Source organism: Flavobacterium sp. TSSA_36, assembly GCF_051547165.1.
GTDB lineage: Bacteria > Bacteroidota > Bacteroidia > Flavobacteriales > Flavobacteriaceae > Flavobacterium.
This window is the reverse complement of record NZ_JBPTTP010000001.1, coordinates 732,734-749,386: the sequence shown is the minus strand read 5'-3', so window position 1 is coordinate 749,386 and position 16,653 is coordinate 732,734. Positions and strand designations below refer to the sequence as shown.

Genomic DNA, 16,653 nt, shown 5'->3' with positions numbered 1-16,653 from the left:
AAATGGCAGAAAAAACAATACGTATAGGAACCCGCGATAGCGAACTCGCGCTTTGGCAAGCCCATACGGTCGAGAAAAAACTAAACGACTTAGGGTACAAAACAGAGATTATCGCCGTGAAATCAGAAGGCGATATCATTTTGGATAAACCGCTATACGAACTAGGAATCACCGGAATTTTTACCAAAACCCTTGATGTTGCTATGATTAGCGGTCAAGTAGATATTGCGGTACATTCTATGAAAGATGTGCCCACCGCATTGCCACAAGGCATTGTGCAAGCCGCTGTTTTAGAGCGTGCGAACACCTTAGATATTCTGGTACACAAAGGCAATCTAGATTTTCTAGAAGGAAGCGGCACCATCGCCACCGGAAGTTTGCGTCGTCAAGCCCAATGGCTCAACAAATATCCCAATCATCAAGTGGTCGATTTGCGAGGTAATGTCAATACCCGTATGCAAAAATTGCAGTACAGTGACTGGAGTGGAGCCGTTTTTGCCGCAGCAGGATTAGAACGCATTAATTTAAAACCTACGGATTTTATCAATTTGGATTGGATGATTCCCGCACCAGCGCAAGGAGCAATGGTAGTCGTTGCCATGGCCGAGGACGCCTTTTGCCGCGAAGCCGTATCCGAATTGAACGATATCGAAACCGAGGTGTGCACCCACATCGAGCGTCAATTTTTGCGTCGTCTCGAAGGAGGTTGTACCGCACCCATCGGAGCCTTGGCAACATATAACGAAGACGAAGACACCATTCATTTCGAAGGCGTTCTTTTTTCTATCGACGGCCAACAAAAAATAGCCATCAACAAAGTCGTACCCATCGAGGAGTGGAAAAACCTAGGCTATCATTCAGCCGAAGAAATTCTAAACAATGGCGGCACCGAGTTGATGAAAATGATAAAAGAAACCTTGAAAAAGTAAGAAGCGAAACAAAAGGCTTTTTTGCCAGTATGGGTTCCCGCTGTCCTTCCTATCTTTTTTGTCCCGAAAAAAATCGGAACAAAAAAGGATATTCCCTCCCATCGGGGCTAAGAGAATAACAATAGGCTTTTTCAGAAAAAAACATAAAAATGAGTCAATTGCACCACAACATTTCGTCAGATGCTTACAACGAATTTCTTTCGGATGTAGCTACTGCCGTGCAAGAACATAGAGTGCAAGCCATCCAATCCGTACAAACAATCTCGAATCAACTTTATTGGACAATTGGTGAACTCATTATTAAAAAGCAAGAAGAATTTGGGTGGGGTAAATCTGTAATTTTATTGTTGAGTCAAGATTTACCACAATTAATTGGAGAAGGTGTGAGTTGGTCTCCCCGAAATCTTCAGTTTATGAAGCAATTGGTAGCCGAATATTCAAATGTGAAACCACCGGTTTCACATTTTGAAAACTTCAATTTAGAAAAAGCAAATGTGAACCAAGCTGGTTCACATTTAAAATATGTAAAAAAGCTTTTGTTTTCAGTGCCTTGGAAACACAATATTTTAATTATTCAAAAAGTTAAAGACCCTAAAGCACGTATATTTTATTTAGAGCAAACCATCAAAAACAGATACAGTAGAGCGGTTTTGTTGCACCAAATAAAGGCGGGTGCTTATGAGTATTTTATCTCAAAACCAACACAACATAATTTTGCAAAAGCCTTGCCTGAACATTTTCAAGAACAAGCGAGAGAAAGCATAAAAAGCGTGTATAGTCTTGATTTTCTTGACATCAATAAGCCGATTACAGAGAAAGCGTTAGAAAAAACAATGATTGAAAATATCAAACGTTTAATGCTAGAATTGGGTTATGGCTTTTGTTTTATTGGCAACCAATACCGACTTTCGCTGGGCGAAAAAGAGTATTATATCGATTTGCTTTTTTATCATAGAATTATCAAATGTTTGGTGGCAGTAGAATTGAAAGTAGTCGAATTTGAACCCGAATTTGTTGGCAAACTTGATTTCTATTTACAATTATTAGACGAACAATTAAAGCAAGAGGACGACAAACCAAGTATTGGCATTTTGCTAGTTCCTAACAAAGACCATTTAGAAGTAGAATATACTTTAAGGAATGCAAATAAACCAATAGGCGTTTCTGAATACATTTTGAGTAAGCAACTCCCAGAAGAGTGGATTGGAAAACTACCAACCGCAGAAGAATTTCAAAGGATTATTATTTCAGCCAAAAAACAAACATAAAAATGAGTCAATCCATCCGAATTTTATCTACCAAAACACTTTTGCCTAATCAAAAGCAAGCTTTGCTGGACGCTCATTTTGATGTAATCGAAACCAATTTTATTCAAACCACCGCAACGGATTTTTCTTTAGATTCGGTAAACGAGCATTTGATTTTTACCAGTCAAAATGCCGTGAAAAATTTCTTGAAACATCCCAAAGCAACTGAATTTAAGCATAAAAAAATCTTCTGCGTTGGATTAAAAACCAAAATAATGCTTAGTGAAGCAGGCTATGAAGTCGTTGCCTACACCGGTTATGCCGAAGATTTGGCCGAAATTATTGCTTTAATTTATAGTAAGGCGAGCTACACTTTTTTTAGTGGAAACCTTCGCAGAAACACTTTGCCCGAAGCTTTACAAAGTGCGGGTATTGTTTTCAACGAGATTCAAGTTTACACGACCACTTTGTCTCCCCAAACGATTCAGGAAAAAGTAGATGGCATTCTATTTTTTAGTCCATCTGCGGTCGAAAGTTATTTAGCAGCAAACAAAATAAAAAACGAAATTTGCTTTTGCATAGGCGAAACCACCGCCGAGGCTTTAGAAAAAAATAAAATAAAGAACATCATTGTGGCTCATCAACCTTCTGTAGAGGACGTGATAGATGATGTAATTCAAGAATACCATCCTTAAGGAGGTAAACTTAAAAAGAGAACTAAAAAATAATAATTTAAGGTGTTCAGACTGAACACTAAAATACTGAACACTGATTACTATGTTAAAGAACGACCTATTTTTAAAAGCATTACGAGGAGAAACAGTAGAACGTCCACCAGTTTGGATGATGCGTCAAGCGGGAAGATATTTACCAGAATTTCGTGCTTTGCGTGACAAATACGATTTCTTCACGCGTTGCGAAACGCCAGAATTAGCTGCTGAAATTACCGTACAACCTATTCGTATCGTAGGACCAGATGCAGCGATTTTGTTTTCGGATATTTTGGTAGTGCCACGTGCTATGGGAATTCACGTTGAATTGAAAGACAATCTTGGGCCGATTATTCCTAATCCTATTCGTACCATGGAGCAAGTCAATCAAGTGATTGTTCCAAATATCGAAGAAACCTTAGGTTACGTAATGGATGCGGTGAAATTGACCAAAGAAATGCTAAATGATGAGGTGCCTTTAATTGGTTTTGCAGGTTCACCTTGGACAATTTTCTGCTATGCCGTAGAAGGAAAAGGTTCCAAAAGTTTTGATACGGCCAAAGGTTTTTGTTTTTCTAATCCAGTTGCGGCCCATACCTTATTGCAAAAAATCACCGACACCACTATATTATACTTGAAAGAAAAAGTAAAAGCTGGAGTAAACGCCGTTCAAATTTTTGATTCTTGGGGTGGAATGTTATCACCTGTGGATTACCAAGAATTCTCTTGGAAATACATCAACCAAATCGTTGAGGCTTTGGCTGAGGTAACGCCAGTAATCGTGTTTGGAAAAGGATGCTGGTTTGCTTTAAACGAAATGGGTAAAAGTAAAGCTTCTGCCCTTGGCGTAGATTGGACTTGCACACCAAGAAATGCTCGTTATTTATCTGGAGGAAACATTACTTTACAAGGAAATTTCGACCCGTCAAGATTATTGTCACCCATTCCAACCATCAAAAAAATGGTACACGAAATGATTGACGAATTTGGTACAGACAAATACATCGCTAATTTAGGACACGGAATTTTACCAAACATACCTGTAGACCACGCCAAGGCTTTTGTTGATGCGGTGAAGGAATATAGAAAGAAATAGAAAGTGGTCAGTTGGCAGGATTTAGTGTTCAGAAAAAAAGACACATAACTTATACTTTTTTCTTTTTGTAAAAAGTTCCGTAGGAACGACTAATCTTGTAGCAACGGATTTTAATCCGTTGGCGAAGAAACGACAATGTTATTGCAACGGGTTTTAATCCGTTGATTAAGAACAAGAATTTAATTGTAACGGTTTTTAAACCGTTGGATAAAAAAAATAGAAGAAAATGCTAAGCAAAGGATTGCGAGATAAAGAAAGTACCCGAATAGACCATTGTCTAAAGCAGTTGCATTCTTTAGTATTGCCACCTTTGGATTGGAATTTAGACATAAAAGAGGCACTCGAAGTGGAGTTAAAAGACTTCGCAATGGATTTGGAAAGTCTGAATGATTTTACACCAGAGGATTTGCTGCTTCATCTGCAGCGCCTTCATTTCGATTGGAATCAAATGGAATCCTTTGCTGATTTTTTAATAGCGTTATCTGCAGCAAGTCCCTTTTCTTTTTCAGAAAAAGCACTTGCGGTTTATCGTTTTATCCAAAAAGAAAGTAAGGTGTTTTCGTTTGGAATCAATGCTAAAATTTCGGCTTTAACGGACATCAATAATAACACAAAATAAATTCCTAGTTCCCCTTTCCTTTGGAGAGGGGTTAGGGGTGAGGCTTATGAAAAACAAATTTTACACCTACATAAAAAACCTTCAAGACCAAATCGTAGCAGGATTAGAAGCGGTTGATGGTCAGGCCAAATTCAAAGAAGACCTTTGGGAACGCCCAGAAGGGGGAGGCGGAAGAACACGTGTAATCGAGAACGGTGCTGTTTTCGAAAAAGGTGGTGTCAATATTTCGGCAGTACACGGCAAACTACCAGACAGTATGCAAAAATTATTCAACGTTGGTGAAGCCGATTTTTTTGCCTGCGGTTTGAGTTTGGTTTTGCATCCTAAAAATCCAATGGTTCCCACTGTACACGCCAATTGGCGTTATTTTGAAATGTACGATGACAACGGAAATGTTATCAATTCTTGGTTTGGAGGAGGACAGGATTTAACGCCATATTATCTTTTTGAAGAAGATGCTGTTCATTTTCATCAAACTTGTAAAACCGCTTGCGACAAGCACAATCCTGAGTTTTATCCCAAATATAAAAAACAGTGCGATGCCTATTTCTGGAATGCACATCGCAACGAAGCGCGAGGCATTGGCGGTTTATTCTTTGATTATTGTAAAGCTTCTGAAACGATGAGTATGGAAGATTGGTACAATTTCGTAACCGAAGTAGGCAATAGTTTTCTTCAAGCTTACGTTCCTATTGTCGAAAGAAGAAAAAATTTGCCCTACAGTCAAGAACAACGCACTTGGCAGGAAATCCGTAGAGGACGTTATGTGGAATTCAATTTGGTACACGACAAAGGCACTTTATTTGGCTTGAAAACCAACGGAAGAATTGAGAGTATTTTGATGTCTTTACCACCCCATGTGCAATGGGTCTATGACCATCATCCAGAAGTTGGAAGTGAGGAAGAAAAATTGATTACGACATTAATGCAACCAAAAGAATGGGTTTGAAAAAAATAGTACTTTTTTGGTTCGTAGGACTTTTGTGTTGCAAGGCACAAGAGCCGTCGGTGCAAAAAAACTATTTTAAGTCGTATGACGATAAAGTTATTGGAAGTGTTTATTTTTTTGATACTTCCAATAGTTTTCAATTTGCTTCAATAGCTGATGGGAAAACTAATTATTTGAATTTGATTCCTAATAGGAGAGAACAAATCGGATTTAGTTTGAGTTATAAACTTATTGATATTAGCTACGGTGTTTCACCACTTTTTTTTGATGTAAATAAAGATAATTCCAATTCTCGTTTGGTCAATTTTGGAACGCGTTTCATCGTTAAACAATGGATGCAGACGTTTCTGTACGTAAATCAAAAAGGGTTTTATGCGGTAGATGATACTTTTAGCGCTTCTTTCCCGAGAATGCGATCCATCAAAATAGGAGGAACAACGTCCTATATTTTTAACCCTAAATTCTCATTCAAAACCATTGCCAATCAAAACCAATGGCAAACCAAAAGTTCGGGTAGTTTTATCCCAACCTTGTCAATTTATAACACCTATCTTAATTTGAATGATGGGAATGATGATAATAAAAGCAATATTTGGTTGGCCACTTTGGCACCTTCGTATTACTACAATTGGGTTATTAGCAATCATGTTTTAGTCTCATCTGGAATTGCAGTTGGGGCCGGCTTCAATGATGTTGATGGCGATTTTTCTGGTGTTATTGAGTCTACTATTAACCTAAAATTAGGCTATAACTCAGACTCTTTTTTTACCTTTGTAAACTTAAATTATTCAAATTTTGTGCAGAACAACAACAATCCTGTTCGATTCAATGAAAACATTGCCACTTTAAGAGTGACCGCAGGCTATCGATTTGATCCACCTAAAAAAGTAAAACAACTATACGATAAAGGCGCTAAGGCTATTGGTCTTTAGTTAATTATTGAAAATATAAAACAACAACAAAATATGTTTCCACTACACAGAAACCGTCGCTTAAGAGTGAACGAATCCATCCGAAGCTTAGTTAGAGAAACCACTTTAAGTCCTACCGATTTTATGTTTCCCATGTTTATAGCAGAGGGCGAAAATGTACAAGTCGAAATTCCTTCTATGCCGGGAATCTACCGCCGTTCAATTGATTTAACAGTTGCCGAGGTCAAAGAAATTTATGCATTAGGCATTCGTGCGGTCAATATTTATGTAAAAGTTAGCGAATCGCTAAAAGACAATACCGGTAAAGAAGCTTGGAATCCCAACGGATTAATGCAACAAGCCATTCGTGCCATCAAAGCGGCTTGTCCAGAAATGATTGTTATGCCCGATGTGGCTTTAGACCCTTATTCTATGTATGGTCACGATGGAATCATTACCAATGGCGATGTAGAAAATGACTCCACCAACGACGCTTTGGTAAAAATGGCCGTTTCGCATGCTGAGGCAGGCGCCGATTTTGTAGCGCCAAGCGATATGATGGACGGACGCGTATTGCGTTTGCGTCAAGGATTGGATGCTGCAGGCTATCATCACGTGGGGATTATGAGTTATTCGGCCAAGTATGCTTCGGCATTTTATGGCCCGTTTCGCGATGCGCTAGACAGTGCCCCAAGAGAAGCCGAAATTGATACTGAGCCTGTCGAAGTACCCAAAGACAAAAAAACCTACCAAATGGATTATGCCAATCGCATCGAAGCCATCAAAGAGGCCTTGTCTGATGTGGAAGAAGGCGCCGATATGGTGATGGTAAAACCCGGAATCGCCTATTTGGATATCGTGCGTGAGGTAAAAAATGCCGTGAATGTACCCGTTACAGTTTTCCATGTTTCGGGCGAATATGCTATGATTAAAGCCGCAGCAGAAAGAGGTTGGCTCGATCATGACAAAATTATGATGGAACAATTAATGTGTATCAAGCGCGCTGGAGCAAGTTTAATCTCGACCTATTTTGCCAAAGAAGCTGCTATTTTATTGAACCAACAAAATCAGTAACCACTACCCTAGCCAACCCAATACTAATGATCTAAAACAACATAAAATTAATTGTTATGAAAAAAATTATCATTCTAGCAGCTGTTTTACTTGTCGTTTCTTGTAAAAAAGAAAGTCAAGAACCTTTTGGAAAAACCGAAACACCCACCGAGGCTGCTTCACCAACTACCGCCACCCCTGTAACCCTAGGGAAAGAAATTTTCGAAGGAAAAGGAGCTTGTGTGGCTTGTCATAAAGTAGATGCCAAACTGATTGGCCCCAGCATTCAAGATATGGCAAAAACCTATAAAGCACAAAATGGAAACCTCATCGCCTTCTTAAAAGAAGAAGCAAAACCCATTATGGATCCTGCTCAATATGAAGTGATGAAAGCCAATTTAGCCATCACCAAAGCCATGTCCGAAGAAGAATTAAAAGGATTAGAAGCCTACATCTATTCCAATTTGAAATAAGAACAATCCTAAGCGAAGTCGAAGGATTAGGAGCTATTTCCTGCTCTACACTATATCTTTCCCGCCGAACCCCGGCGGCAAAGGATGCCGTTACGATCAGGGCTACACCACACAAGAACCATTTGTACAAACGAATGGTTCTTTTTTTTGAATTCAGTTTAGTACTATGAATTTTAAAATCATTTAATGTATATAAGGTCATTTAAGTTATTTCTTTGTGAACTTTGCGTAAATCTTTGCGGCCTTTGCGGTTATCTTTTTTAACTATTTAAGGTCATTTAAGTTTTTTCATTGCGAACCTTGCGGTTACCTTTTTTTTCAACCACAAAAGGCATATAAATTAGCTTCATCCGTAGCAGAATCTCCGCCATTCATCCAAAAACTTTTAGTACTTTGCGGTTCAATTCACACCAACTTATGGAAACCGTTGCTATCAATACACCACTAGGAATTGCTCAAATTAAAGGCGATGCCATCGGCATTACTCAAATTTCCGTTATCGATGAAGGAGACGTTTCCGCTGAAATTCCATCAGTCTTACAAAACGCCGTTACCCAACTTAATGACTATTTTCAAGGCAATCGAACCCATTTTGATTTCAAACTTAACCCCAAAGGCACCGAATTCCAACAAAAAGTGTGGCAAGCCCTACTCGAAATTCCGTACGGAAAAACCTGTAGTTATATGGATTTGTCCAAAAAACTAGGCGATGTCAAAGCCATTCGAGCAGTAGCTTCGGCCAATGGAAAAAACCCACTATGGATTGTAGTGCCCTGTCACAGGGTAATAGGCACCGATGGCTCACTAACGGGCTATGCTGGCGGATTGTGGCGCAAAAAATGGCTACTCGAACACGAAAGTCCATCCGGTCAACAAATACTTTTCTGAAAATATAGCCACAAATTCCCGAATTTTATTTTCAATTATTTAAATTCGTGAATTCACGGCTAAATCACTTACAAAATGATCGAAAAAATAAACCTCAACAACATTCTTTTTCTAGACATAGAAACCGTTCCTGAAGTAGAAAACTTCAATACTTTGGATGATGAATTGAAAGCACTTTGGGATCACAAAACACAATACCAACGTAAAGATGATTTTACACCAGAAGAATTTTATGACCGCGCTGGAATTTGGGCCGAGTTTGGAAAGATCGTTTGTATTTCAGTAGGTTTTTTCATCATCAAAGGCGACATTCGTAATTTTAGAGTCACCTCTTTTTTTGGTGAAGAAAAACAGCTATTGAAGGATTTTAGTAATCTAATCAACAATCATTTTAATCAGCCGCAACACCTGTTGTGTGGTCATAATGCCAAAGAATTTGATATTCCGTTTTTAGCGCGCCGAATGATCATCAACCAAATGGCTATTCCCGATAAACTCAATTTATTTGGCAAAAAACCTTGGGAGATTCCACATTTGGACACCTTAGAGTTATGGAAATTTGGCGATTATAAGCATTTTACTTCCTTAAAATTAATGTGTAAAGTACTTGGCATTCCTTCCTCCAAAGGCGATATCGACGGCAGCCAAGTCGGACATGTTTTTTATGTTGAGAAAGACATCGATCGCATCGTAACCTATTGCGAAAAAGATACTATTGCCGTGGCGCAGATTTTCCTTCGCCTTCGCAGAGAAGATCTACTGATTGACGAAGAGATTATTCACGTGTAAACAATTTCAAAATCAAAAATCAAAGGTCAAATTCAAAGGTCAAATTCAAAGGTCAAAAATCAAAAGCAAAAGCAAAGGTCAAAATCAAATTTAAAAGCAAAAGTCAATTTATAATGCTGGAATCAAATCCTTTTAAAGAGAAAATTTTTAATTTAGACGACAGATTAATTCGTTTTGCGGGAGAATGTATTTTCTTTACACGAAAATTGGAAAAAAGCTATGAAAACGAATATTATAAGAATCAACTTATCCGTTCATCAGGGAGTTCAGCTTTAAACTTTGGCGAATCGCAAGGAACTGTAACCGATAAAGATTTAATCTTCAAGCTAGCATTAGTTGTAAAAGAGCTAAAAGAATCTCGGAATTCTTTAAAAATATTAAATTATATAAATGAGGGTTGTCAAGATTTTAGAACTCTTCTTTTAATTGAAGTTGAAGAATTAATAGCAATTGCATCTAAAATAATAATTAATAAAAAATAGTAAGTAAATCAAAGGTCAAATTTTTGAATTTGACTTTTGAATTTGATTTTTGAAATTTAAATATAAAAAAAATGGTATTGAGCAGATTTTGGTTGGTTATATTTATTTCTTCCATCCTTTTTGTAGTAGTGAGTTTGTTTTCGGGTAATAGTTATACTATAGATCATGTTTTGAATGGCAAAAAAGACGATCCTATTTTACTATCGGAACACTATCTAGAGCAAATGCCTGTTTTTATCAAAGACAGTCTTAAAAAGGCACCTGATCAAACGATGGTCATCAACCGAGATACCCTAAATGCCGACACTACCTATGTCTATAAAAACAAAGTAGTCAAAGTATTTAGCGGCGTTCAAAAATCTGATGGGCTCTTGCCAACATGTAAAAGTACCTTGCTCGATTTGATCTTGCCATTGATGGCTTACCTGGCGTTTTTCTGTGGATTAATGGAATTATTAATCATTTCAGGAGCTTCCGAAAAACTAGCCAAAGTATTGAGCCCAGTGTTCGTAAAAGTATTTCCAAGCATTCCTAAAAATCATCCTTCGATTTCCTATATGACCTTGAATTTTGCTGCAAATTTCTTAGGGTTAGATTCAGCTGCAACCCCTTTTGGATTAAAAGCGATGGAAAGTTTGCAAACCATCAACCCCGAAAAAGATAAAGCCAGTGACGCACAGATCATGTTCATGTGTTTGCACGCATCGGGACTTACATTGATTGCTACTTCTATCATTGGTTATCGTGCAGCAGCAGGAGCTAGCAATCCAGCCGATGTAATGTTGCCTTGTATTATTACTTCTTTCATCGGAACCATCGCGGCTTTCTTAATTGTAGGTATAAAACAAAAAATAAATTTTAAAAGTGCTTCGTTAGTGCTAGGATTAATGGTTTTAATCGCCGCTATCGTAGGTTTATTGATGTATGTGAATCACTTGGATTTAATAGGCAAAAATTATTTTACTTCTAATCTTTCGGCTTTAATTTTAGTGGCCATTATTGCTTTTACGCTGATTCTATCTTTTGTAAAAGAAAAGAAATTTACTGAGGCAGGAACCACAGTTTACGAAGCGTTTGTAACGGGAGCCAATAATGGAGTAAAAACAGGAGTAACCATTTTTCCTTATGTTTTGGGTATGTTGGTCGCTATCTCTTTGTTCCGAAATAGTGGTTTATTCGAAATTGTGAGCAATTGGGTCGCTTTTGCATTTTCTAATATGGGAGTTAACAAACAAATCACCGATGCATTGCCAGTAGCCTTGCTTAGACCGTTTAGCTCGGCAGGATCACGCGGCTTTTTGATTGATTCGATGAATACTTTTGGAGCCGATTCGATGACGGGAAGACTTAGCAGTATTTTTCAATGCAGCGCCGAAAGTACTTTTTATGTAATTGCGGTTTATTTTGGTTCGGTAAATATCAAAAATACCCGTTATGCTTTAGGAACAATGTTGTTGGTAGATGTGATTTGTGTGATTACGGCTATTTTCGTGGCTAGCTGGTTTTTTTAGATTATTGTAATAAAATAATGATCCACGGTCAACGGATTGAAAATCGTTGCTACAAAATGAAACACGCAATCAACGGATTAAAATCCTTTGCAACAAAATGAACATTCATATCAACGGATTAAAATCGGTTGCTACAATATTGGCCGAGCCGATGGCTCTTCTTTATGTCATCCATTTTGTTAACTGGACTAAAGTCCAGCCCTAAAAAATGAACCGAGCCTATGGCTCTTTTTAACGCGCAATAGTTCCGGAGGAACGATATATATTGTAGCAACGGATTTTAATCCGTTGATCGATATGTAATGAAAAATTTAAATATATGGCCAACACCTATCATCAAGTATATATTCAAGTAGTTTTTGGTGTAAAATACCGTGAAGCGGTTATTGCTAATGATTGGAAAGCTACACTATTTGGTGTAATTGGTCATTTGATTAATGAAACTGGTTGTAAAACGATAATTGTAAATGGGGTTGAAGATCATGTTCATTGTTTTTTGGGATTAAAACCCACAGTTGCCATTTCTGAATTAATGAAAACGGTAAAAGCAAAATCATCGAAATACATCAACGATCAAAAATTAACCATCTCAAGATTTGAATGGCAAGAAGGATACGGTGCTTTTTCTTATAGTCAATCTCAAATTGATGCTGTTTATAAATATGTTGCCAACCAGGAAGAGCATCACAAGAAAAAAACCTTCAAGCAAGAATATTTAGAATTTTTAGATAAATTCAACGTCCCTTTTGAGGAACGCTATGTTTTTGAACCGTTAATTTGATAACTGGACTAAAGTCCAGCCCTATAAAATGAGCCGAGCCGATGGCTCTGATTTACTTCATCTATTTTTTAAACTGGACTAAAGTCCAGCCCTAAAAAATGAACCGAGCCTATGGCTCTTTTTAACGCGCAATAGTTCCAGAGGAACGATATATATTGTAGCAACGGATTTTAATCCGTTGATCGATATGAAATAAAACAATCAAGTTCCGGAGGAACGCCCCATATTGTAGCAACGGATTTCAATCCGTTGATGGATAATAATAAAACAATCTAGTTCCGGAGAACGTCCTATATTGTAGCAACGGATTTCAATCCGTTGATCGATAAGAAATAAAACAATCAAGTTCCGGAGGAACGACCTATATTGTAGCAACGGATTTCAATCCGTTGATGGATAAAAATAAAACAATCTAGTTCCGGAGGAACGACCTATGTATTGTAGCAACGGATTTCAATCCGTTGGGCGAATGTAAATAGTGCATCTGATAAGGAATAAAAGCAATTCTACAATAATGATGTTTTAATTTATACCCATTCTAAAAGATAAGCTGACAAAAATCAATTGGCTGTATTTCTACAATTCTTATCTTTACCTTTCATAAAAAAAATACACCATGGACTTTATATATCAGGATCCTTATCCAATTTTGAAAGACGACACCCAATACCGAAAAATTACTTCCGATTTTGTAAAAGTGGCCCAATTAGGGGAACGTGAGATTTTAAGCGTTGACCCTAAAGGTTTAGAGTTATTAGCGCAAGAAGCGATGAGAGACGTTTCTTTTATGTTGCGTACTTCGCATTTGGAAAAATTAAGAGCCATTTTGGATGACCCTGAAGCGACCGATAATGATCGTTTTGTAGCTTATAATTTATTGCAAAATGCCGCTGTTGCCATTGAAGGAGAATTGCCTTCTTGTCAGGATACAGGAACAGCTATTGTGATGGCTAAAAAAGGAGAAAATGTATACACTGGAGCTGACGATGCAGAATATTTGTCTAAAGGAATTTTTAATACGTATCAGGAAAGAAACCTTCGTTATTCTCAAATTGTGCCCATTAGCATGTTTGAAGAAAAAAATTCAGGATCAAACCTTCCGGCTCAAATTGATATTTATGCTAAAAAAGGCGCTTCCTATGAATTTCTATTTTTAGCCAAAGGTGGTGGATCAGCGAATAAAACGTATTTATACCAACAAACGAAATCGTTGCTAAACGAGAAATCATTAGATGCTTTTATTCGTGCTAAGATTATGGATTTGGGGACCTCTGCTTGTCCACCATACCACTTGGCTTTGGTGATTGGAGGAACTTCTGCCGAAGCGAATTTGGCCGCTGTAAAAAAAGCTTCTGCAGGTTATTTTGACCATTTGCCTACTTCTGGAAATATGGCAGGACAAGCTTTCCGTGATTTGGAGTGGGAAAAAAGAGTACAACTCATTTGCCAACAAAGCCAGATTGGAGCACAATTTGGAGGTAAATATTTCACACACGATGTTCGTGTCATTCGTTTGCCACGTCATGCTGCTTCTTGTCCAGTTGGATTAGGAGTTTCTTGTTCAGCGGATAGAAATATCAAAGGGAAAATTACGAAAGACGGTATTTTTGTTGAACAATTGGAAGTGAATCCAAAACGATTGTTGCCAGAGACACCTCCTCATTTAGAAGCGGCTGTCGAGATTGATTTGAACAAGCCGATGCCAGAAATTTTGGCGGAGTTGTCTAAATACCCTATCAAAACACGATTGAAATTAAACGGTACCTTGATTGTAGCTCGCGATATTGCCCATGCGAAAATCAAAGAGTTGTTAGACGCAGGAAAACCAATGCCAGAATACTTTAAAAATCACCCAATATACTACGCTGGTCCTGCTAAAACGCCAGAAGGAATGCCTTCAGGAAGTTTTGGGCCCACCACCGCAGGTCGTATGGATGTGTATGTGGAAGAATTTCAGAAAAATGGCGGAAGTATGGTAATGCTAGCCAAAGGGAACCGAACCAAAGAGGTCATGAACGCATGCAAAACTTACGGAGGATTCTATTTGGGGTCTATTGGTGGACCCGCAGCGATTTTGGCCAAAGAAAATATCCTATCCGTTGAAGTAGTCGATTTTGAGGAATTAGGTATGGAAGCCGTTCGCAAAATCACCATCAAAGACTTCCCTGCTTTTATTATTACAGATGATAAAGGCAATGATTTCTTTGCCAACTTGTAAAGACGCTTTTCAGCATTAAATAAAAACCGCTCCTTTCAAAAAAAAGAGCGGTTTTTTTTATGCATTTGTCTTTATAAACAAGGGATTGAAAAATCACAAACACCAATTACACAGATTGCCACAGATTATATCGGATGGAAATTTTGGAATGGTATTTTCGAATTGAATAGTACCAGCATTATGTTGATTTGTGACCAGCATTTTTGAATAGCGTCCAGCATTTTTGAATAGCGTCCAGCTTTAGCTGGATGAATGGGATGGAATGAATTATATAGTCAAGGGCTTTAGCCCAAATGGAGGTATTTTGGCTAAAGCCATGAAATGATGTGGCATTCTAATGAATGGGTTAAAACCCATTCCTATTCAAAAACGGCTAACGAGACATTCCAATCTAAATTTTGGTTTTTCTAAATCACCCTTCGCGCCCCTTGCGTAACTCTTCGCGGCCTTTGCGGTTCCATTGCTTTAGCTAATCCTTCGCGGTTCATTTCTCTACCACCTCAACAAATTAATCGTTCACCGGATTTTGTGTACATGGACAATTGCTAGAACCTTGGAAGAAATCGAACCCTAGGGTCAACATGTGAGTACCGGAATTGGCCGACGCAAATTCGTTCATGGTGATTTGATAGGAATAACCAAAATAAAATTTTGATTTTTGGAAACCTACCATAGGACCAACATTCAGCGGTTTTCCGATTTGGTCATTTAAGAAACGATAGGATGCGCCAATCCAATAATAATCATCGTAGCTGTTGTACTTACGGTATTTAACATTAATATCGGTACTCGAACGGCGATCGGATTCATAGTATTGAAAATACAGGGAAGGTTCGATTTCAGCGCGATTGTACCCACCATCGGTAAAAACATAACCTGTGTATACTTGGTAATTTCGAACCAAATCAGGTTCTAGGGCAATGAATTTATCCAAATCTTTAGGCAACAAGTTACTGGCGTTGAAGCTCAGATAAAATTTGTTTAAGCGGTACAAAAGTCCCACATCAAAGTTGTTATTCGACGTAAAACGATTGTTGTTGATGGCGGCATCAGGATTGGTGGGGTCCAAATTATTGATGTCAACTCGGAAGTTATTGATATTAAAAGAGAGTCCAAAAGACAAATACTGCTTGGAATAATAATCCAGAATGATGTGGTGGGCAAAGGAAGCTTTGGCACCGGTTTGTCGGGTATTCCCATTTTTATCATTGTAGACCGAAAGTCCAATTCCCGATTGATCGGCTATTCTGAAATCGGCATAAACAGATTGGTTGTTTGGGGCGTCTTTGATGCCCACCCATTGGGTCAACCCGTTTAATCGAATTCTAAAATTATCTCCTATACCCGCATAGGTAGGCGAAAGCACAAAAGGATTGTCGGCCAAGTATTGTGTCCAAACCGGTAAATTCAACTCTTGGCCCTGACCTGCCATGGCTACTAAAAGTAAAAACGAAACTACTATCTTCTTCATTATTGTAGATTTTTTGGTGTATTCCTTCTTCTTTTGGGGAAAAATAAGGAATAATTTACCCATTGGGTGATTCTTTTCAATCTTTATTATTCCTCCAACTAAAGTTGGAGGCAATTAATCACTGCTCAATAACACACCGCTGATTCGCTGATTTTAAAGAATACTATCAAAAATAAGCTGCGAATCTGCGGCTAAATTCTTTTCAATCTTTAGTATTCCTCCAACTAAAGTTGGAGGCAATTAATCACTGCTCAATAACACTCCGCTGATTCGCTGATTTTAAAGAATACTATCAAAAATAAGCTGCGAATCTGCGGCTAAATTCTTTTCAATCTTTAGTATTCCTCCAACTAAAGTTGGACACAATTAATCAATGCTTAATAACACTCCGCTGATTCGCTGATTTTAAAGAATACTATCAAAAATAAGCTGCGAATCTGCGGCTAAATTCTTTTCAATCTTTATTATTCCTCCAACTAAAGTTGGAGGCAATTAATCACTGCTCAATAACACACCGCTGATTCGC

At 38.0% G+C, this 16,653-nt stretch carries 16 protein-coding genes; 15 read left to right on the top strand and 1 reads right to left on the bottom strand.

Features of this window, described 5'->3' with window-relative positions:
* Nucleotides 1–2 precede the first annotated feature (2 nt).
* The 15 genes from hemC to ACSVH7_RS03120 all read left to right on the top strand — a co-directional run bounded on the left by hemC (nt 3) and on the right by ACSVH7_RS03120 (nt 14,656).
* Nucleotides 3–929, top strand: a complete 927-nt coding sequence (gene hemC / locus ACSVH7_RS03190) for a hydroxymethylbilane synthase (RefSeq protein WP_438065241.1) — start codon at nt 3–5, stop codon at nt 927–929.
* Between the two features lie 149 nt (nt 930–1,078).
* Nucleotides 1,079–2,197 (top strand): PDDEXK nuclease domain-containing protein, encoded by a 1,119-nt coding sequence (locus ACSVH7_RS03185; protein ID WP_438065240.1) that lies wholly within the window; start codon nt 1,079–1,081, stop codon nt 2,195–2,197.
* A gap of 2 nt (nt 2,198–2,199) precedes the next feature.
* Entirely contained in the window at nt 2,200–2,871 is a 672-nt protein-coding gene (locus ACSVH7_RS03180) for a uroporphyrinogen-III synthase (RefSeq protein WP_438065239.1), read from the top strand.
* Nucleotides 2,872–2,953: 82 nt separating this feature from the next.
* Entirely contained in the window at nt 2,954–3,982 is a 1,029-nt protein-coding gene (gene hemE / locus ACSVH7_RS03175; RefSeq protein WP_159689228.1) for a uroporphyrinogen decarboxylase, read from the top strand.
* Nucleotides 3,983–4,208: 226 nt separating this feature from the next.
* Entirely contained in the window at nt 4,209–4,601 is a 393-nt protein-coding gene (locus tag ACSVH7_RS03170; RefSeq protein WP_438065238.1) for a hypothetical protein, read from the top strand.
* 46 nt (nt 4,602–4,647) lie between these two features.
* The gene (gene hemF, locus ACSVH7_RS03165) at nt 4,648–5,550 is read left to right on the top strand and encodes an oxygen-dependent coproporphyrinogen oxidase (protein ID WP_438065237.1); all 903 of its coding nucleotides are present in this window, start codon (nt 4,648–4,650) and stop codon (nt 5,548–5,550) included.
* On the top strand, nt 5,541–6,482 hold the full coding sequence (locus ACSVH7_RS03160; RefSeq protein ID WP_438065236.1) for a DUF4421 family protein: 942 nt from the start codon (nt 5,541–5,543) through the stop codon (nt 6,480–6,482). The genes hemF and ACSVH7_RS03160 overlap by 10 nt, the downstream gene beginning before the upstream one ends.
* A gap of 33 nt (nt 6,483–6,515) precedes the next feature.
* Nucleotides 6,516–7,535: a porphobilinogen synthase gene (gene hemB, locus ACSVH7_RS03155; RefSeq protein ID WP_438065235.1), complete on the top strand. Its 1,020-nt coding sequence runs from the start codon at nt 6,516–6,518 to the stop codon at nt 7,533–7,535.
* A gap of 56 nt (nt 7,536–7,591) precedes the next feature.
* Nucleotides 7,592–7,987, top strand: coding sequence for a c-type cytochrome (locus ACSVH7_RS03150; protein ID WP_438065234.1), 396 nt, complete (start codon nt 7,592–7,594; stop codon nt 7,985–7,987).
* Between the two features lie 417 nt (nt 7,988–8,404).
* Nucleotides 8,405–8,875: a methylated-DNA--[protein]-cysteine S-methyltransferase gene (locus tag ACSVH7_RS03145; RefSeq protein WP_438065233.1), complete on the top strand. Its 471-nt coding sequence runs from the start codon at nt 8,405–8,407 to the stop codon at nt 8,873–8,875.
* A gap of 75 nt (nt 8,876–8,950) precedes the next feature.
* Complete coding sequence (locus tag ACSVH7_RS03140) at nt 8,951–9,664, top strand: 3'-5' exonuclease (RefSeq protein ID WP_438065232.1); 714 nt, start codon at nt 8,951–8,953, stop codon at nt 9,662–9,664.
* Nucleotides 9,665–9,777: 113 nt separating this feature from the next.
* A complete protein-coding gene (locus ACSVH7_RS03135; RefSeq protein WP_438065231.1) occupies nt 9,778–10,146 on the top strand; it encodes a four helix bundle protein in 369 nt (122 codons plus the stop codon).
* A 71-nt stretch (nt 10,147–10,217) separates the two neighbouring features.
* Complete coding sequence (locus ACSVH7_RS03130; protein WP_024980599.1) at nt 10,218–11,657, top strand: nucleoside recognition domain-containing protein; 1,440 nt, start codon at nt 10,218–10,220, stop codon at nt 11,655–11,657.
* 319 nt (nt 11,658–11,976) lie between these two features.
* On the top strand, nt 11,977–12,438 hold the full coding sequence (gene tnpA, locus ACSVH7_RS03125) for an IS200/IS605 family transposase (RefSeq protein ID WP_438065230.1): 462 nt from the start codon (nt 11,977–11,979) through the stop codon (nt 12,436–12,438).
* 616 nt (nt 12,439–13,054) lie between these two features.
* On the top strand, nt 13,055–14,656 hold the full coding sequence (locus ACSVH7_RS03120) for a fumarate hydratase (RefSeq protein WP_438065229.1): 1,602 nt from the start codon (nt 13,055–13,057) through the stop codon (nt 14,654–14,656).
* A gap of 508 nt (nt 14,657–15,164) precedes the next feature.
* On the opposite strand, the gene ACSVH7_RS03115 is transcribed toward ACSVH7_RS03120, so the two are convergent.
* The gene (locus tag ACSVH7_RS03115; protein WP_438065228.1) at nt 15,165–16,127 is read right to left on the bottom strand and encodes a PorP/SprF family type IX secretion system membrane protein; all 963 of its coding nucleotides are present in this window, start codon (nt 16,125–16,127) and stop codon (nt 15,165–15,167) included.
* Nucleotides 16,128–16,653: the final 526 nt, after the last annotated feature.